This is a genomic window from Arthrobacter sp. R1-13, assembly GCF_054161475.1.
The window spans coordinates 784925-803979 of the sequence record NZ_CP096420.1; the positions used below are offsets into that span (position 1 = coordinate 784925).

General features: G+C 61.4%; 16 protein-coding genes. 13 read left to right on the forward strand and 3 right to left on the reverse strand.

What is annotated here, in order from left to right; translation table 11 throughout:
* Positions 1-13: 13 nt before the first annotated feature.
* Positions 14-760 carry a phosphoglyceromutase gene (locus tag M1D88_RS03870; RefSeq protein WP_458113281.1) on the forward strand — a complete coding sequence of 249 codons (747 nt, stop codon included), beginning with the start codon at positions 14-16 and terminating at the stop codon, positions 758-760.
* A gap of 153 nt (positions 761-913) precedes the next feature.
* Here M1D88_RS03870 and phoU read toward each other — a convergent pair whose 3' ends face one another.
* A complete protein-coding gene (gene phoU / locus M1D88_RS03875; protein WP_458113282.1) occupies positions 914-1576 on the reverse strand; it encodes a phosphate signaling complex protein PhoU in 663 nt (220 codons plus the stop codon).
* A gap of 207 nt (positions 1577-1783) precedes the next feature.
* Here phoU and M1D88_RS03880 point away from each other — a divergent pair, with 207 nt between their 5' ends.
* Positions 1784-3019 (forward strand): sensor histidine kinase, encoded by a 1236-nt coding sequence (locus M1D88_RS03880; RefSeq protein ID WP_458114417.1) that lies wholly within the window; start codon positions 1784-1786, stop codon positions 3017-3019.
* Positions 3016-3696, forward strand: a complete 681-nt coding sequence (locus M1D88_RS03885; protein WP_247048839.1) for a response regulator transcription factor — start codon at positions 3016-3018, stop codon at positions 3694-3696. Before M1D88_RS03880 ends, M1D88_RS03885 begins: the two co-directional genes overlap by 4 nt.
* Before the next feature lie 90 nt (positions 3697-3786).
* Here M1D88_RS03885 and M1D88_RS03890 read toward each other — a convergent pair whose 3' ends face one another.
* Positions 3787-4344 (reverse strand): hypothetical protein, encoded by a 558-nt coding sequence (locus M1D88_RS03890; RefSeq protein WP_458113283.1) that lies wholly within the window; start codon positions 4342-4344, stop codon positions 3787-3789.
* 312 nt (positions 4345-4656) lie between these two features.
* Between M1D88_RS03890 and M1D88_RS03895 the strand changes: the two genes are divergently transcribed.
* From M1D88_RS03895 to M1D88_RS03930, 8 genes are all read left to right on the forward strand, one after another.
* Complete coding sequence (locus M1D88_RS03895; protein ID WP_026266570.1) at positions 4657-5139, forward strand: CarD family transcriptional regulator; 483 nt, start codon at positions 4657-4659, stop codon at positions 5137-5139.
* 87 nt (positions 5140-5226) lie between these two features.
* The gene (gene ispD / locus M1D88_RS03900) at positions 5227-6048 is read left to right on the forward strand and encodes a 2-C-methyl-D-erythritol 4-phosphate cytidylyltransferase (protein WP_458113284.1); all 822 of its coding nucleotides are present in this window, start codon (positions 5227-5229) and stop codon (positions 6046-6048) included.
* A 1-nt stretch (position 6049) separates the two neighbouring features.
* Positions 6050-6559, forward strand: coding sequence for a 2-C-methyl-D-erythritol 2,4-cyclodiphosphate synthase (gene ispF, locus M1D88_RS03905; RefSeq protein WP_458113285.1), 510 nt, complete (start codon positions 6050-6052; stop codon positions 6557-6559).
* A gap of 91 nt (positions 6560-6650) precedes the next feature.
* A complete protein-coding gene (locus tag M1D88_RS03910; RefSeq protein ID WP_458113286.1) occupies positions 6651-6980 on the forward strand; it encodes a hypothetical protein in 330 nt (109 codons plus the stop codon).
* A 32-nt stretch (positions 6981-7012) separates the two neighbouring features.
* Positions 7013-8479, forward strand: a complete 1467-nt coding sequence (cysS, locus tag M1D88_RS03915) for a cysteine--tRNA ligase (protein WP_458113287.1) — start codon at positions 7013-7015, stop codon at positions 8477-8479.
* A 91-nt stretch (positions 8480-8570) separates the two neighbouring features.
* Complete coding sequence (rlmB, locus tag M1D88_RS03920) at positions 8571-9560, forward strand: 23S rRNA (guanosine(2251)-2'-O)-methyltransferase RlmB (protein ID WP_458113288.1); 990 nt, start codon at positions 8571-8573, stop codon at positions 9558-9560.
* A 221-nt stretch (positions 9561-9781) separates the two neighbouring features.
* A complete protein-coding gene (gene glgX, locus M1D88_RS03925) occupies positions 9782-11896 on the forward strand; it encodes a glycogen debranching protein GlgX (RefSeq protein WP_458113289.1) in 2115 nt (704 codons plus the stop codon).
* A gap of 67 nt (positions 11897-11963) precedes the next feature.
* Positions 11964-12320: a barstar family protein gene (locus tag M1D88_RS03930; RefSeq protein WP_458113290.1), complete on the forward strand. Its 357-nt coding sequence runs from the start codon at positions 11964-11966 to the stop codon at positions 12318-12320.
* A gap of 112 nt (positions 12321-12432) precedes the next feature.
* Here M1D88_RS03930 and glgP read toward each other — a convergent pair whose 3' ends face one another.
* Complete coding sequence (gene glgP, locus M1D88_RS03935) at positions 12433-15051, reverse strand: alpha-glucan family phosphorylase (RefSeq protein ID WP_458114418.1); 2619 nt, start codon at positions 15049-15051, stop codon at positions 12433-12435.
* Between the two features lie 133 nt (positions 15052-15184).
* Between glgP and M1D88_RS03940 the strand changes: the two genes are divergently transcribed.
* Both M1D88_RS03940 and treS read left to right on the forward strand, forming a co-directional pair.
* Positions 15185-17254 (forward strand): alpha-1,4-glucan--maltose-1-phosphate maltosyltransferase, encoded by a 2070-nt coding sequence (locus M1D88_RS03940; protein ID WP_458113291.1) that lies wholly within the window; start codon positions 15185-15187, stop codon positions 17252-17254.
* Between the two features lie 4 nt (positions 17255-17258).
* Complete coding sequence (gene treS, locus M1D88_RS03945) at positions 17259-19055, forward strand: maltose alpha-D-glucosyltransferase (RefSeq protein WP_309107021.1); 1797 nt, start codon at positions 17259-17261, stop codon at positions 19053-19055.

A 19055-nucleotide genomic window follows, 5' to 3' on the forward strand; every position in this document is an offset into this window, starting at 1 on the left:
TAGGATGAAAACCATGACTTACAAGCTGATTCTGCTGCGCCACGGCCACAGCGAATGGAACGCCAAAAACCTTTTCACCGGCTGGGTGGACGTCGACCTTAACGAGCAAGGCCGTGAGGAAGCAGTTCGGGGCGGGGAGCTCCTGGTAGAGAACGATATTCTCCCGGACATTCTTTACACCTCGCGTCTGAAGCGCGCCATCAACACGGCCAATCTTGCACTTGACAAAGCCGATCGCGGCTGGATCGACGTCAAGCGCGACTGGCGCCTCAACGAACGCCACTACGGCGCGCTGCAGGGCAAGGACAAAGCCCAGACCCTCGCTGAATACGGCGAAGAGCAGTTCATGATGTGGCGCCGTTCCTACGACACTCCGCCGCCGCCGCTGGACGCCAACGCTGAATTCTCCCAGGTTGGAGACCCCCGGTACGCGGAGCTCGGCGACGCCGTGCCACGCACGGAGTGCCTCAAGGATGTCCTGATCCGTCTGATGCCCTACTGGGAATCGGACATCAAGGAAGACCTCAAGAAGGGCAAGACCGTTCTTGTCACCGCCCATGGCAACTCGCTCCGGGCCCTGGTCAAGCACCTCGACGGCATCAGCGACGAGGACATCGCGAGCCTCAACATCCCCACGGGCATTCCCTTGGTTTATGAGCTGGATGAGGACTTCCAGCCCCTGATCCCGGGTGGCACTTACCTTGACCCCGACGCCGCAGCTGCGTCCATCATGGCGGTTGCCAACCAGGGCAAGCGGTAGCGCTTCGTCGAGAATCCCGCTGGCTGCTCTGTCGTCCTGGACGCAGCTCAGCCGGGATCCTGACTTTGCAATAGTTAAACGAAGGACGGCGGGCGGCCCACTGAGTGGACCGCCCGCCGTCGGACTTTCTGCTTGCCCTCAACGGGCGCAGAGTCAGGCGTTTTCTGAGCTGTTCGGCTGCCAGGCGCCAGTCACAAGGTAGGTGACCTTCTGGGCCACCGACACGCCATGGTCAGCGAACCGTTCGAAGTACCGGCTGGCGAGGGCGACGTCCACGGTAGTCGCCGGGGACTCGTTCCAATCACTCCGGGCAATCGCTTTGAAGACGCTCAGGTGGAGGTCGTTGACCACACTGTTGGCCTTGAGGATGTCACGGGCGACTTCCAGGTTGCGGGTTTCCAGGAGCTCCGTGAGCTTGCGCGCGATCAGTAGGTCCTGCTCGGCGAAATGCTTGAAGGTCTCGGACAGCTGGTCTGGAATTACGTTGGCCGGGAACCGAAGCCGGGCAAGCTGGGCAATATGCCTGGCGAGATCGCCCATGCGTTCCAGCGAAGCGCTCATTCGAAGGGAACCCACTATCATCCGCAGGTCGCTGGCTACCGGCCCCTGCAGTGCAAGGATGTCGATGGCACGCTCGTCCAGGCTGTTCTGCAGGAAATCGATCCGCGCGTCGGCGGCGATAACATCCTGGGCGAGGTCGACGTCGGCGCCTTCAAAGGCCGTCGTCGCCTTCTCTATGGCCTCGCTGACCAGCTTCGAGATTTCGACGAGCTGTACGCCCACCTGGGTCAGCTCTTCCTGAAAAACCTTACGCACTAGGCGTCCTTTCCTTTGAAACTGTGCAAGCCACCAGTGTGACCGGCAGGTTTCGTGTCACCGTTCCGGCAGTCCAACTGATAACTCTGTCACCGTCCGGTGAACTGTTAGGCGTCAATAAGTGAACGTTAGCTGAACCGCTGGCTCAATCGCAGCTATTGCCCGTTTCCCACGAGTTGTACCGCATAAGCTGGAGCCGTGGATCCTATGCTTATCGGTGTTATCGCCGGCCTGGTCGGGCTGTCGTTGGGCATTTTTGGCGTCCTCGCATTCCGGATCAGCGAGCAGCAGCGCAAACTGGTCGATGGCGACTTCGATGAGCCGGCCCTGCCCGATGGGGCCGCGGAAGTCCTTGCTGTGCTTGGACGTGCCTTCCTTGTGGTCGATGCCATTGACGGCGTCGTGCGCGCTAGTCCAGCCGCCTATGCCTATGGGCTGGTCCGCGGCCATACCGTCGTGCATAAGCAGTTGCTGGACATGACGGCCAGGGTGCGGCGGGACGGCGTAATTCTGGAAGAACAGCTGGAACTGCCCCGCGGGCCACTGGGGCAAGGCACCATCATTGTCCAGCTCAGGGCTGCAATGCTCGGCGAAGAGTACATATTGCTGCTGGCCGACGACCGCACTGAAATCACCAGGACCGAAGAGATCCGCAACGACTTTGTCGCAAACGTCTCGCATGAGCTGAAGACTCCCGTCGGTGCCATCTCCCTGCTTGCGGAGGCGCTTGAAGCCTCACCTGACGACGAGAAGGCTGTGCGGCGCTTCGCGCAAAGGATGCATAAGGAATCAGCCCGGCTGGCGGCCCTAGTGCAGGACATCATCGAACTATCCCGGCTGCAGGGCGCGAATGTGGCCCAACAGGGGCATCCGGTGGACATCAATTCAGTGATCTCCGAGGCCGTGGACCGATCGCAGTTGCCAGCCGAGAGCAAGAATATCGAAATCGTGATCGGCGGACGGGTGGAAGCCATGGTCTTCGGTGACCAGGACCTGTTGGTCACGGCGCTGCGGAACTTGATCGACAACGCCATCCGTTATTCCCCCGAGAACACCAGGGTGGGCATCGGCGTGAAAGCCAGCCATGGCCTCATCTCGGTGTCCGTGACCGATCAAGGCGACGGACTCTCACCCGAGGACCAGGAAAGGGTTTTCGAGAGGTTCTACCGTGTTGACGCGGCCCGCTCCCGCCACACCGGAGGCACCGGCCTTGGTCTTAGCATCGTCAAACATGTCGTCTCGAATCACGGAGGCGAAGTAACGCTCTGGTCCCAGCCCGGCCAAGGATCCACGTTCACCTTGCGGCTTCCCGAAATGGAAGGGCAGGACGACGGCGATGCAGCTGACTCCGCCAAGCCCACCGAAGCAGCCGCGCCCGGCCGCCAAAAGACACAACAACGACGCGACGCCGCAGGCGTCCATGAGCAAGGAGCCAGTGCTTGAGCCGGATTCTGATTGTTGAGGACGAGGAATCGTTCAGCGACCCCCTTTCCTTCTTGCTGGGTAAGGAAGGATTTGAAGTGGAAGTGGTCGATAACGGCTTGGACGCCATCACCGAATTCGACCGCAACGGCGCCGACCTGGTGCTGCTGGACCTTCAGCTGCCCGGTCAATCCGGCACCGAAGTCTGCCGCCAGCTCCGCCAACGCTCCAGCGTTCCTGTGATTATGCTGACTGCCAAAGATTCTGAGATCGACAAGGTGGTGGGCCTGGAGTTGGGGGCCGATGACTATGTCACCAAGCCATACTCATCACGGGAACTGGTTGCCCGGGTCCGGGCGGTGCTCCGGCGGCAGGCGGAACCCGAGGAGCTGATCTCCAACACAGTGCAGGCCGGGCCGGTCAGGATGGACGTGGAGCGGCACGTCGTCAGCGTGTCCGGGGCCCAGGTGTCCCTTCCCCTGAAGGAGTTTGAATTGCTGGAGATGCTCCTGCGTAACTCCGGCCGGGTGCTGACGCGTGGGCAGCTGATTGACCGCGTGTGGGGCTCCGACTATGTCGGCGACACCAAGACCCTGGATGTCCACGTCAAGCGACTCCGCAGCAAAATCGAGCCGGACCCGTCGAACCCGCGATACCTGGTAACAGTGCGGGGCCTTGGCTACAAGTTCGAACCGTAAGAAGTCCAGAAACGAAAAGGAGCGGCTCCCTTTTTGGGAGCCGCTCCTTTTCGTTAAATTTGCTTCCCGGACGGTTGCGCCTGCGGAAGGTCAGTGGCTGGCGCTGCTGGTCGGCGTCGGCGTCGACTCCGGGGAGGCAGTGCCGGTGGGTTCGCTGCCCTCGGGCAGGTATTCCTGGTATTCAGGGAGCGTGGCATCCAGCACGGGGACCATCGCTTCTGCGTCCTGGCCGGTTCCGCTTTCCCGGAACTTGACCTCCACCAGGGAGCCCGGAATGCCTCCGGTGGTGCTGAGAATGGCCGGGTCCGTGCTCTCGTTCAGCAGGGTGTAGGAGTTCTTGGCTACGGGGATCTCGGTCTGTGACCCAGCCGCGCCGTTGAGGGTAAGTTTCACGTCGGCCGATGAGGAGTTGTAGATAGCACCGACGACCCGGCCTGGCTGGTCCTCGCCTGTGGAGACGATCATCAGGTTCCGAATCTGCAGCGGTCCGACGTCGGCACGGATCCCGTCGGACGCAGAGTACTGCTGGGCGGTCTGCTGAGGGTTGATGTAACCGCAGCCTGTCACTGACAGCAGGCTGACACCAAGAGCGGCAGTAGCCATTACAAGCCTGCCGCGCTGGCCCCGGATGATCGCAGTGAAACGCACGTCAAGTACTCCTCGAGAGTTTGAAACATTATTCAGGCCATAGCCTAGCCGTAAACACTACGAAACGAGGATTCCGGTTGTACATAATAAGCCCCATTCAGGACCTCGCGGGGGATGACTCGTGGGCTGCGGCGGCCACGGGGAGATCCTTGGCAGCACCGGCCGCATGCACTATTATCCGCATCCGTCAAGGGGTCACAGGAACCTGATTCTGCCCCTTTTCCCTGTATTCATGCGGTTCCGGAGCCCCTTCGGTGCCGGTCATATGCCTGAATCGTGATAAACTGGTCTGCGGGAAAGGGGAAAGTCCACATGGTTTTTGAGGTCGGCGAGACAGTAGTTTACCCTCACCACGGTGCAGCCAAAATTGAAGAAATCAAGATGCGCACTGTCAAGGGCGAAGAGAAGATGTATCTCAAGCTCAAGGTGGCTCAGGGTGATCTGACCATTGAAGTTCCAGCAGAGAACGTTGACCTTGTTGGGGTCCGTGACGTAGTGGGCAAAGAAGGTTTGGAGCACGTTTTTGATGTGCTGCGAGCCGAGTTCACTGAAGAGCCCACCAACTGGTCACGTCGTTATAAGGCAAACCTGGAGAAGCTTGCTTCCGGGGACGTCATCAAGGTAGCAGAGGTCGTTCGTGACCTTTGGCGCCGTGATCACGACCGCGGCCTTTCCGCAGGCGAGAAGCGCATGCTGGCCAAGGCCCGCCAGATTCTGATTTCAGAACTGGCACTGGCTGAAAAGACCGATGAAGAGAAGGCTGCAAGCGTTCTCGACGAGGTCTTGGCTTCCTAAGAATTGAACCCCGGTGGCAAGGTGCCGCCGGGGTTTCTTTTTGCCCTGTTTCATGCGGCTGGGGAAGTGCCACGTAGTGTTATCCCCATGAGTTCACCACAAGAATCTGCGGCGACAGGACTGGATTCCGGAGCCGCCTCACTTACGCCCGCGGTCGCTGTCATCGTTGTAGCTGCAGGATCAGGGCAGCGGCTTGGTTACGGTATCCCTAAGGCGCGGGTCCCCCTTGGTGGCGAACCCATCCTGATGCATACCTTGAGGGGAATCGTTGGTGCAGGCGTCGCACGCCAGGTTTGCGTAGCACTGCCGAAGGGTGACGCGGAACTGCGCAGATTGTGCGAAGAGTTCAGCACTGAACTCGTGGACGGCGGACCCCTCCTTACGATGGTCGACGGCGGCGCTACCCGGGCTGATTCTGTCCGGGCCGCCCTTCGTGCAGTTGAAAGCGGCACGGATGCCATCCTGGTCCACGATGCAGCCAGGGCGCTGACCCCCGAGACCGTATTTCACCGGGTGGTCAACGCGCTGGCAGCCGGTGCTACTGCCGTGATCCCCGTGATCCCTGTGGTGGACACCGTCAAGACAGTCGCGGTGACCAATGGCGACGACGCCCGGATCGCTCCCGAAATCGTCACCGGAACTGCTCCCCGTGAATATTTGCGGGCAGTGCAGACACCTCAGGGCTTCGAACTGGGCACCTTGCTTCGGGCCCACGAGGCTGCAGAGGGCTTTGACGACGAGCAGTCCGCGGCCATTACCGACGACGCCATGCTGGTGGAGCTTCTGGGCGTCCCGGTGCATGCCGTCCGCGGAGCCAGCCAGTCTCTGAAGATCACAACACCACTGGACCTCATCCTTGCCGAGGGGTTGCTCGAAGGTCCCTTGGGTATCCGCTGGGTGGAGGGCTGACATGGTTGCGGCAGAACCAATCATTCCACTCGTTCCGCGGACAGGCATCGGGATAGACGTTCACGCCTTCGCGCCTGAAAACGAGCCGCGTGACCTCTGGCTGGGCGGGCTGCACTGGGAAGGTGAACGCGGACTGGCCGGCCATTCGGACGGTGATCCTGTGGCACATGCCGCGGCTGATGCACTCTTTTCCGCAGCCGGGGTAGGTGATCTCGGAACCCATTTCGGAACAGGCCGACCCGAACTGGCCGGCGCGTCCGGTGTAACCCTGCTGGCCGAGGCGGCGAGAATCGTTCGGGCCGAGGGCTTCGAAATCGGCAACATAGCCATTCAATTCGTCGGCAACCGGCCTAAGTTTGGTCCACGGCGCGAAGAGTCCCAGGCCGTCCTCAGCCGTGCGGCCGGAGCGCCTGTCAGCGTAAGCGCCACCACCAGTGACGGTCTCGGCTTTACAGGCCGCGGAGAAGGCATTTCCGCTATGGCCACCGCGCTCGTTTACCGCATCAGCTGAACGGGACCGACGCGGCCCGGACCGGCTAACCCAGCACAGTCGCCTACCCTTAATGATTGACCCTGCTTCCAGACCTTTCAGGAGACTTCCCGTGAACAAGCCGCTGGCCGCCGTCGTACTTGCTGCAGCAGTACTGCCGACTGGCTGTTCAGGCTCCCCGAAGATGAGCGTGGAGGAAAGCTGTAAGTTCCTCAGCGGCGACTCCTTTGTGCCCAGTGGAAACGAGCAGCAGAAGGCCGACCAGATCGCCAAGCACTATCAGGAAGTCGCGGACAAGGTGGCTCCTGAGGTGGCGGATCCCATCCAAAAAATGGCGGACATCATGAAAAAGGCAGCGGGCACTTCGCTGGGCACCAAGAGCACTGAACAGACGCAGCAGCTCAAGGAGCAGAACAACAGGATCGGCGAGGTCTGCAAGTAAGGGCCTGCAGCCGCATCGGCTAATCTGGAGCGGTGACCCTCCGCTTTTACGACACCGCATCCGCCGAAGTCCGGAACTTCGTTCCCCTGGTACCTGGCAAAGTGAGCCTGTACTACTGCGGTGCCACGGTCCAGGGCATGCCCCACGTAGGGCACATCCGCTCAGCCATCGCGTTCGACCAGCTGACACGCTGGTTGCAGTACAGCGGCTTCCGCGTGACCGTGGTCCGCAACGTGACAGATATCGATGACAAAATCCTCGCCAAATCCGCTGCCTCTTTCGAGCCGGACTTCGAGGACGAGGAAGGCTCTGGGCGTGAGGAAGAGTGGTGGGCCCTGGCCTACCGGTACGAGCAGGAGTTCCTCAAGGCCTACGACACCCTCGGCGTTTCCCGGCCCACTTACGAGCCACGTGCCACTGGCCACATTCCTGAAATGCACGCGCTCATCCAGCAGCTGGTTGAGCGCGGCCATGCCTATCCTGCACTCGATGGCTCCGGTGACGTCTACTTCGATGTCCGATCCTGGAGCAAATACGGCTCCCTGACCCGGCAAAGCATCGATGACATGCAAGGCGCAACGGATGCTGATCCCCGGGGCAAACGGGATCCGCGGGACTTCGCCCTGTGGAAAGGCCACAAAGAAGGGGAGCCGACGACGGCAAGCTGGGTTTCGCCCTGGGGCGCCGGCCGCCCCGGCTGGCACCTTGAATGCTCGGCCATGGTCACGAAGTACCTGGGCACAGAGTTCGACATTCACGGCGGCGGCCTTGACCTGCGTTTTCCCCACCATGAAAACGAGATGGCCCAGTCACAGGCGGCCGGGCACAGCTTCGCCAACTTCTGGATGCACAACGGCATGGTCACCTATCAGGGCGAAAAAATGTCCAAATCTGTTGGAAATACCGTCAGTCCGGCGGAAATGCTGGAACTGGCGCCGCCGCGCGTCGTCCGCTACTACCTGGGGCAGGCCCACTACCGCTCGATTCTGGACTACCGGCCGACGTCGCTTCAGGAAGCTGCAGCGGCTGTTGAGCGCATTGACGGGTTCATCGCGAAGGCCGGGGCAAAGCTGGGCGGGGCCAGAGGGCCGGCGAAGCTGCAGGAGCAGCCTTCAACGGAGTGGCTGCAGATCTTTGCGGCAGCCATGGACGATGACCTGAATGTTCCGCAGGCCCTGGCGGCCTTGCACGACGCGGTCCGCACTGGGAATACGGCGCTTGCCAATGGCGAAGACCTAACCGTCCAAGCGGCATTGCACAGCGTCCTGGTTATGACCAAGGTTCTGGGTTTGGACGCGGTGCAGATGCCAGAAGCGATCCAGGGCAAGGAACACTCTGCCCTGACGGAGCTCGTCGAGGCACAGCTCGAGGCAAGGGCGGAGGCCCGCGCCAACAAAGACTGGGCAAAGTCTGACGCCATCCGGGACACGCTCAAGGCGGCGGGCGTCATCGTCGAAGACGGGCCTGACGGTGCCACCTGGAGCCTGCAGCGGGACTGACGGGTATGGCCCCAGCAGGCCTGGAATTCGATTTAACTTGATTCAGTAGACTGGTATGCAGACTTAGTCAACACAATCAAGGGTGGAACTCATGGCCAACAACGGTCGCCGGTCGGTCAAAGCAAAGAAGGGCCCCACCGTCGGTACAGGTGGTCACGGCCGCAAAGCCCTAGAGGGTAAGGGCCCCACGCCCAAGGCGGAGGACCGTCCGTATCACAAGGCACACAAAAGCAAGCAGCTCTCCGAAAGGTCGGCAGCGAAGCGGGGAACGGGCGCCCGCAGCGCAGGGGCCGCACGGACCGGCCCCAAGGGAAGGGCTACTGAAGAAGTAGTCACCGGCCGCAATTCGGTAGTCGAAGCCCTCCGCGCCGGCATCCCCGCCAAGGCTCTGCACGTGGCCGTCCGCATCGAGATGGACGATCGCGTCAAGGAATCGCTGAAGCTGGCTGCCGAGCGGGGCATCCCGCTGCTGGAGACTGGCAAGCCCGAGTTGGATCGTATGACCGAAGATGCGGTTCACCAGGGCCTTGTGCTGCAGATCCCGCCCTACGAATACCAGGACGCCTACGATCTCGCAGAACAGACCGTTGACCGCTGGAAAAAGGGCCACGTAGCCAACGCGCCCCTTTTCGTTGCCCTCGACGGCATCACGGACCCCCGCAACCTGGGCGCCATCATCAGGTCGGTCTCTGCCTTCAGCGGCCACGGCGTCATCGTCCCGGAACGCCGCTCCGTTGGAGTCACCGCCTCGGCCTGGAAGACCAGCGCCGGAGCAGCCGTACGCGTTCCCGTAGCCCGTGCGGCCAACCTGAACAACGCTTTGAAGCAGTTCAAGAGCATGGGCATCTTCGTCCTGGGCCTCGACGGCGACGGCGACGTCTCCCTGCCGGACCTGACCCTCGCAACGGAGCCCGTCTGCATTGTCGTTGGCTCTGAAGGCAAGGGCCTCAGCCGCCTGGTTCGCGAAAACTGCGACCAGATCGTTTCCATCCCCATCGACTCGGCCATGGAGTCGCTCAACGCTTCCATGGCAGTGGGCATTTCGCTTTATGAAGTGTCCAGGCAGCGCGCCACAAAGTAAGCGCCAGCAGGGGGAACCCTCCCTCACCTTTCGCAATAGAAACGGAGGCGCTCCTTCACCTTTCGCAATAAAAACGGAAACCCTCCCTCACATTTGCACTAAAAAACAGAGATCCTCCCTCACCATTAGGTGGGGGAGGATTTCCGCGTCCGGAGTCACCGCCAGCCAATAATTAAGTTGATAAGACAGTTCATTTGTTCCGTCCCGCTAAGCTTTAATCGATGGTCATGCCGCTACTGGACACAGCTTCAACCGTAGACGCCTCCCGGGCGTTCCCCCTCGGTGTTAGCGTTCATCGCACGGGTTCCCCGGCGACGGACGAACACAACCATGCCTCCGTGAACGTCGCTGTTTACGCTCCCGGCGTGTCAGCTTTGGAGGTTGCCTTCCAGCCGCCTGGCGGAAAATGGCAGTTGGCGGCCCTGCCCAACCTCACCAACGGCGTCCATCATGGCGTTGTAGAGGGCATGCCCGTGGGGTCCCGTTACGGTTTCCGGCCAGTTGAAGGAGAAAGGGCCCTGCCCCTTTCGCTTCCCACCATTGATTTTGACGACGCCGGTGACCAGCCGCTGCTGCTTGACCCTTACGGCCGGGCGGTGGACCAGAGAGAAGGGCTGATTACCAGCGTCCGCATGGCCAACGGCTTCGACTGGGGCTCCGACAGAAGCCCTCGCGTACCGTGGCGCAACACCATCCTCTACGAGGCACACGTCCGTGGGCAAAGCATGCTGCATCCGGACATTCCGGAGGAACTGCGCGGGACCTACGCAGGTATGGCGCACCCGGCAATGATCGAGCACCTCACTGGCCTCGGCGTGACGTCCATCCAGTTGCTGCCCGTACATTTCCATCTGGACGAGCCACACCTTCAGAACCTGGGTCTGACCAACTACTGGGGCTACAACACTGCCGCCTTCTTCGCCCCCCACCCCGGTTACGCGACCCGAGCCGCCCAACAGGCGGGTCCGCATGCCGTCCAGGACGAGTTCAAGGGAATGGTAAAGCTTCTCCACGCTGCCGGGCTCGAGGTAATCCTCGACGTCGTCTACAACCACACTGCCGAGGGCGGGCGCGACGGGCAGACCCTGAGTTTCCGCGGACTGGGCGAGATGCAGTACTACCGCAATGACGGCAACGGGAGGTACATCGATACCACCGGCTGCGGCAACACGTTGAACTTCGGGGAACCCCGCGTTGTGCAGCTCGTCCTTGATTCGTTGCGGTACTGGGTGGATGAGTTCCATATTGATGGTTTCCGCTTCGACCTGGCCGTGACCCTCTGCAGGAATGCCGCCAACGATTTTGACCCAGGGCATCCGTTCCTGGTGGCGGTAGCGGCCGATCCTGTTCTCTCCGAAACCAAGCTGATCGCCGAACCTTGGGACGTTGGCTACGGCGGCTGGCAGACCGGCCGCTTCCCGCCAGGCTGGGTGGACTGGAATGACCACTACCGTGACGCCCTTCGCTCGTTCTGGCTTGCAGATCGTGCCGCAATGAATGCCGGGGGACACGGCGGCTCCGTTGCACGCCTGGCAGATTCCATTTCGGGTTCCGCAAGCCTCTTCGAGCCTTCGGGACGTTCCAGGATGGCTTCCGTCAACCTCGTCACTGCCCACGACGGCTTTACACTTGCGGACCTGGTGTCCTACGACCGTAAGCACAACGAGGCAAACGGCGAGCAGAACCGTGATGGCCACGGCGACAACCGCAGCTATAACCACGGATTCGAAGGCCGTACCGAGGATGAAGCGATCCTTGCAGAACGTGCCCAAACGAGCCGGAATCTCATGGCTACGCTCATGATCTCGCTGGGGGTACCCATGCTCACTGCGGGCGACGAAATCGGCCGGACCCAGCAGGGCAACAACAATGCGTACTGCCAGGACAACGCCATCACCTGGCTGGACTGGACCAACACACCGGAAAAACACGCCATGCTCCGCACCACCAAGCGTGTGATCCGCCTGCGTAAAGAATTCCTGGCCAGCCAGCCTCATGACTACCCTGCCCGGGACAAGCAGGCGTATCTGCACTGGTTCGACGAGAACGGCGATCCGATGTCCATGGAACGCTGGAACGACCCCCAGCACCGCGTTGTGCAGCTCCTGTTGGGCTCCGAAGACGGCCAGGTGGACGGTCTGGTAGTGATCAACGGTAGCAATCAGGACTTCAAGATCAGGCTGCCCGAGGTCCTTAATGAGGAGGGCACAGGAAAGCGGGCCTTCGAGCTGCGCCTCACTACTTCCTCACTCCATGACCGCCGCCAAGGCGTCATGGTGTCCTCAGGTGAGCGGGATGTAGTCCAAGCGAATACGATCAGTATTTACCGGACCTAAGCCCACGCCGGACGCCGGATGGCTTCCTGGTTGCTGAACTTTGGTTGAACGTACGTAGGGGCATTTTGTGAAAATCTATTCCGCTGACACGTGGACCATTGATGAATTGAAGGCCCAGGCAGACGACGCCGGGCGGCGGTTCCTCCTGATCCCTGCGGCTGACACCAAGCGAGCTGTCCTGGCGACGTTCGGCGAGGCCCTGGACCTCCCCGAATACGACGCCCTGGACCTCGATGACCTGAACGACTCGCTCCACGATTTTGCCGACGCCGTCGCAGAAAACGGGAACAAGCCGGTCACTGTCATCTGGCAGGTACCGGCCACTTTCCGCACAGACCGGTTCTTCGGCATCATCTGCGAAACCCTCCAGGATGCCGAAAGCTACGCAGGCAAGGACCTGGCCGTAATCACTGTCTGCCTTTAGCCCCGGCTAACGATCGCATCTGCAGGTCAGTTATCCGGAAGCGTGCGTCTAAGCGAGGAACGAGAGAGCACGCAGAGGATGACTGACCTGCAGGACTACTTCAGCTAATCGATCAGGCGTTGACGATCAGGCCCAGCTCGGCCTTCGAAGCCAGAGCCTCGTGCTTCGGAAGTACCCGCACTGTGTAGCCGAACGAGCCCGAGCGGTCGATCAGCAGGGAGCCGCTGAAGAGATGCCGCCCCTTGCCCAGATCTTCCTTGGCAACAAGTTCCACCACCGTGATATCCGCCAGTTCGTCCGTCTCTTCGGCCCGGCCGTAAGCAACCTCCACGTACACGTCGTCCGGGGTCAGCTCATGCAGTGCCACGTACGCGTTGACTTGCAGGGTGTCGCCGATCTGCGGGTCCTCGGATACGCCGACGGAGTCAACGTGCTCAACCTGGATCTGGGGCCAAGCAGCCCGGATCTTGGACGTCCAGGCGGCGAGGCCCTTGGCCTGTGAAAACGAGTGGGCCGTGGCAGCCCGGCCGGCAACGGCGGCAGGCCTGTACAAGGTATTGACGTAGTCCTGCAACATCCGGTCTGCCGAGACGGCCGGCCCCAGGTGTGCCATGGTGTGCTTGATCATCGATACCCAGTGCGTTGGAACTTTCTCCGGCGCGGTCTGGGAGGGTCCCGCCGCCCCTGCGCCTTCAGACACCGTAGAGCCATAGAACCGCGGCGCTACCTGGGTTTCGAGGAGCTCATAGAGTGCAGCAGCCTCGATGTCGTCGCGCTCCTCAGGAGAAGCATCATTGTTGGCCGTCGGGATGGCCCAGCCGTTCTCGCCGTCGTACATTTCATCCCACCAGCCATCCAGCACCGAGAGGTTCAGCGAGCCGTTGATGGCAGCTTTCATTCCCGACGTTCCGCAGGCTTCCAGCGGGCGCAGCGGATTGTTGAGCCACACGTCGCAACCAGGGAAGAGCGTCCTGGCCATCGCGATGTCGTAGTTCGGGAGGAAGGCGATCCGGTGCCGCACCTTGGGATCGTCGGTGAAGCGGACCAGGTCCTGGATCATCTTCTTGCCAGCATCGTCGGCAGGATGGGACTTGCCGGCGATAACCAGCTGAATGGGATGGGTCTTGTGGAGCAGGAGCGCCTTCAACCGCTCAGGTTCACGCAGCATCAGAGTGAGTCGCTTGTAGGTGGGAACACGCCGGGCAAAACCAATGGTCAACACGTCCGGATCCAGCACGGAATCGGTCCACCTGAGCTCTGCGTCGGCCGCGCCGCGTTTTTTCCATGACGCCCGGAGCCTGCGGCGCACATCCTCCACCAGGGACACCCTCATCTCGCGGCGAAGTGCCCAGACATCCTCGTCACTGACGTTGTAGGCCAGGTCCCAGCGGCCCGCGGCCTCCGCTTCAGGGCCAAATTGCTCCCTGGCGAGCTTGGAGACGCGCCCGTCAACCCAGGTAGGAACGTGGACGCCGTTGGTAACGGACGTGATGGGAATTTCTGAATGGTCAAAGCCCGGCCAGAGAGCCGAGAACATTTCACGTGAAACCACACCGTGGAGTTTTGCCACGCCGTTGGCCCGCTGCGCCAGCCGCAGGCCCATGACTGCCATATTGAAGACGGATGCGTTGCCGCCCGCGAAGTTTTCACGGCCCAGGTCCAGGATCTTGGAGACGGGGACGCTCGGGGCCAGGCCGGCTTCGAAGAAGTGCTGGATCTGGGAAGCCTCGAAGCGGTCGATTCCGGCGGGCACGGGAGTGTGGGTAGTGAAAACCGTGGACGCCCTCCCGGCTGCCAAGGCTTCCTCCCAGCTGAGCGGGTGGTCTGCCGACATGAGCTCCTGGATGCGTTCGATTCCCAGGAATCCGGCGTGGCCTTCATTCGTGTGGAACACCTCAGGGGCCGGCATGCCGGTGAGCAGCTGGTAGGCGCGCAGAGCCTTGACTCCGCCCATTCCCAGCAGGAGCTCCTGCTGAAGCCTGTGGTCCCCGCCTCCGCCGTAAAGGCGATCCGTGATGCTGCGGGCGGCGTCGTCGTTTCCGGGAACGTTTGAATCCAACAGCAAAAGGGGAACGCGTCCGACGTCGGCACGCCAGATATGCGCCAGAAGGCGCCGGCCATGGGGGAGAGGAAGCGAGATCTGCAGGGGCTTGCCGTTGCCATCGGGCGATGCTTCCCGAAGGAGCGTCAAGGGCAACCCATCGGGATCCAGGACGGGGTAGGTTTCCTCCTGCCAGGCGTCACGGGACAAGGACTGCTTGAAATAGCCCGCCTGGTAAAGCAGGCCCACACCGATCAGCGGGACTCCGAGGTCGGAGGCAGCTTTGAGGTGGTCGCCGGCCAGGATCCCGAGACCGCCCGAATACTGGGGAAGCACTTCAGTGATGCCGAATTCGGGGGAGAAGTAGGCGATGCAGGCCGGAGCGTCTTCGCCAAGGCCCTGGTACCAGCGGGGTTGTTCAAGGTAACGGTCCAGGTCCTCGGCCGCCTCCTGGACCCGGCGGACAACATCCTGATCAGCGGCCAGCCGCTGAAGTTCTTCACGGCTCACCAGCCCAAGGAATGTCACCGGATCGTTGGAGCTTTCGCGCCAGATCCTGGGGTTCAATCCTTCAAACAGCTCACGCGTGGGACGGTGCCACGACCAGCGCAAATTGCCCGCCAATCGGGCCAGCGGTCGGATCGACTCCGGAAGAACGGTTCGGACGGTAAATCTGCGGATTGCCTTCACCTGCGCCACACTAACGGACAACTCGGACTCCTCGGAACATGTGGAGGTTTCATTTGTGTAAATGACGAATCGCTTAGCCGAAAAAAGATCGCTTCCTTAGCATTTCAGCGGATTTCTCGATAACGTCGAGCCTGTGACTAATTCCCGAACCAGTGCCTCATCCAAGCAAAAGCCCAAGGCTCTGATCACGGACGGCCTGCAATTCGGCCGTTTCCCGATCACAAATGTGAAGCCCGTCGTCGAGGGCGGGAAGTTCCCTGCCAAGGCCCTGCCCGGCGAAGATCTTGTGGTGGCAGCCACCGCCTTCCGCGAGGGCCATGATCAGTTGGGCGTCAGCGCAGTGCTCCTGGACCCCAAGGGCAAAGAGCGGCAGCGCGTCCGGCTCTTTCCGCCCCGCGGTGACCGCGGCAAGGGCACAGACCTCTGGGAAGGCATCCTGACCCCAACGTCCACCGGCAACTGGTCTTTTGTCATTGAGGCCTGGAACGACCGTTACGGAACATGGCACCACAACGCCGAAGTCAAGGTCGAGGCCGGCATTGACGTGGAGCTTATGCTCGCCGAAGGTGCTGCACTCCTCGCCGAAGCTGCCGAGGACTCGAGCCGGAACTCGGCCGATCGGCGCACACTCCGAACCGCCGTCGTAGTGCTGTCGGACACGTCGCTGTCCCCTGAGGAACGCTTGGCTGGCGGCTTCAGCGCAGAAGTAGCCGCCGTCGTCGAACGCCAGCCCATCAGGGACATGGTTACCACCTCAGAGCTGTTCCCCCTCCTGGTGGAGCGCGATCTCGCAGGCCGCGGCGCCTGGTACGAATTCTTCCCCCGCTCAGAAGGCGCGGTCCGGAACCACGAGACCGGCGAGTGGATTTCGGGCAATTTCCAGACCGCCGCAAAGCGCCTTGAAGCCGTGGCCGCCATGGGATTCGACATCATCTACATGCCGCCGATCCACCCCATTGGTGTGCAGCACCGTAAGGGGCCCAACAACACGCTGATCGCCGGGCCCAACGACCCCGGTTCACCTTGGGCCATCGGAGCTAAGGAAGGCGGCCATGACGCCATCCACCCGGACCTCGGCACGTTCGAGGACTTCGACTCTTTTGTGGCACGGGCAGGCGAACTGGGCCTTGAAGTTGCACTGGACCTGGCGTTGCAGGCAGCCCCGGACCACCCCTGGGTGCAGTCACATCCGGAATGGTTCACAACGCGGGTGGATGGCAGCATTGCCTACGCCGAGAACCCGCCAAAGAAGTACCAGGACATATTTCCCCTGAACTTCGACAACGACCCCTCAGGGCTGTCGAACGAGATTCTTCGCATTGTGCTGTTGTGGGTAAGCCACGGCGTCAAGATTTTCCGTGTTGATAACCCGCATACCAAACCGGTTTGGTTCTGGGAGTGGCTGATCCGCAAGGTCAACAAAAAACACCCCGAAGTTGTTTTCCTGGCCGAGGCTTTCACCCGGCCTGCCATGATGCACGCATTGGGGCGCGCAGGTTTCCAGCAGTCCTACACGTACTTCACCTGGCGGAATACCAAGACCGAACTGGAGACGTATTTCCAGGAGGTCAGTCATGAGTCTGCGGCCTATTTCCGGCCCAACTTCTTCGTCAACACACCTGACATCCTCACGGAGTACCTGCAGTACGGAGGCCCGGCCGCTTTCAAGATCAGGGCCACCCTCGCGGCAACGGCAAGCCCGATCTGGGGAATGTACGCCGGCTACGAACTGTATGAGCATGTGGCCCGCCCCGGAGCCGAGGAGTACATCGACAACGAGAAGTTCGAGTACAAGGCCCGCGACTGGGATGCCGCTGCCGCCTCGGGACGGACCCTGGCGCCGTACATCACACGGCTCAATGAGATCAGGCACACCCACCCTGCACTCGGCGACCTGCAGAACCTGACTCTGCACCAGAGCACTGACGAAGCAACCGTCGTGTACTCCAAGCACAAAACCCTCCCGGACGGCACCAAGGACACTCTGATCATTGTGGTCAACGTGGATCCGCACAGCGCCCGGGAGAGTACGGTGGCGCTGGATCTGGCCGCGCTGGACCTTGATCCGGAAAACCTGATGCCCGGCGGCGGGTTCCGGGTGGATGACCTGGTTTCCGGGGAGAGCTATGAGTGGGGGGAGTACAACTACGTAAGGCTTGACGCGCACATCGAACCTGCCCACATTTTCAGCATCCGGAGGTAGCCTAGTGAGTTTCAGCCCGCAGAACCCTACCCATCACTTCACGCCCAAGAGCAGCTTCGAGCTGAACGCGCCCGGACTACCCCATGATCCGATGTGGTACCGGAAGGCCGTGTTCTACGAGGTCCTTGTCCGTGGTTTTGCAGACGGCAACGGCGACGGCTCGGGGGACTTTCACGGACTGATCGAAAAGCTCGACTACTTGCAGTGGCTTGGTGTGGACTGCCTCTGGCTGCCGCCGTTCTTCCAGTCTCCGCTGCGCGACGGCGGGTACGACATCTCGGACTACAACTCCGTCCTGGACGAGTTCGGCACCATCAGCGACTTCAAGCGGTTGGTGGCAGAGGCACATGCCCGCGGAGTCCGCGTGATCATCGACCTTCCGCTGAACCACACCTCCGATCAGCATCCCTGGTTCCAGGAGTCGCGGAAGGATCCGGACGGGCCGTTCGGAGATTTCTATGTCTGGAGCGACACCGATGAGAAGTATCAGGACGCGCGCATCATCTTCGTCGATACCGAAGAGTCCAACTGGACCTTCGATCCCATCCGCCGGCAGTTTTTCTGGCACCGCTTCTTCAGCCACCAGCCGGACCTGAACTTTGAGAACCCCCGGGTCATCGACGCACTGTTCGATGTGGTTAGGTTCTGGCTCGACCAGGGCATCGACGGTTTCCGTGCCGATGCGATTCCCTACCTCTTTGAAGAGGAGGGGACCAACTGCGAAAACCTGCCCGCAACCCACGAGTTCCTGCGCCGGCTCCGGAAAATGGTGGACGAGAACTATCCGGGCCGCGTCATCATCGCCGAAGCCAATCAGCCCCCCAACGAGGTGGTGGAATACTTCGGTACGGAGGAAGAGCCGGAGTGCCACATGGCCTTCCATTTCCCCATCATGCCCCGGCTCTATTACGCACTTCGGGACCAGAAGGCTGCACCCATCATCGAGACGATGAGGGATACGCCGGACATTCCCGAAGGCGCCCAATGGGGAACGTTCCTGCGGAACCATGATGAACTCACCCTCGAGATGGTCACAGCGGACGAACGCGCGGCAATGCTGGGCTGGTATGCTCCGGATCCCCGGATGCGGGCGAATATCGGCATCCGCCGCAGGCTTGCCCCGCTCCTGGACAATTCGCGGTCGGAGATTGAGCTCATCAACGCGTTGCTGCTCTCCCTGCCTGGAAGCCCGTTCCTGTACTACGGGGACGAGATCGGAATGGGGGACAACATCTGGCTCGAAGACCGCGACGCGGTCCGCACTCCGATGCAGTGGAACCCGGACCGGAACGCCGGCTTCTCCCATGCGGATCCGGGCAAGCTGTACCTGCCCGTCATTCAGTCCCTCGTGTATAACTACTCCATGGCCAACGTGGAGGCTGAGGCTGCACACTCGGGCTCGCTGCTGCGGTGGACCCGGCAAATCCTGAGCGTCCGCCGGAACCATCCGGCCTTCGGCCTCGGCGGTTTCCGGCACATTGAAGCGGATCACGACGTCGTACTTGCGTATCTGCGTGAACTCCCGGAGGGGAATTCGGCAGGGGAGGACGGCGAAACCATTCTTTGCGCCTTCAACCTCTCGCAGCATCCCGTAGCCACCACGCTCCGGGTGCCGCATCTGGCCGGCCGCGGGCTCCGCGACGTCTTCGGCGGCCAGACGTTCCCACCCATCGGCGACGATGGAAACCTTACGCTCACCCTGGGAAGCCACGACTTTTTCTGGTTGCGGGTACGTTCGGCGGCGTCCAACCCATCGTCCCCCTACACCCAGGCGATGCCGATCCTTTCCATCGAGGGCTGA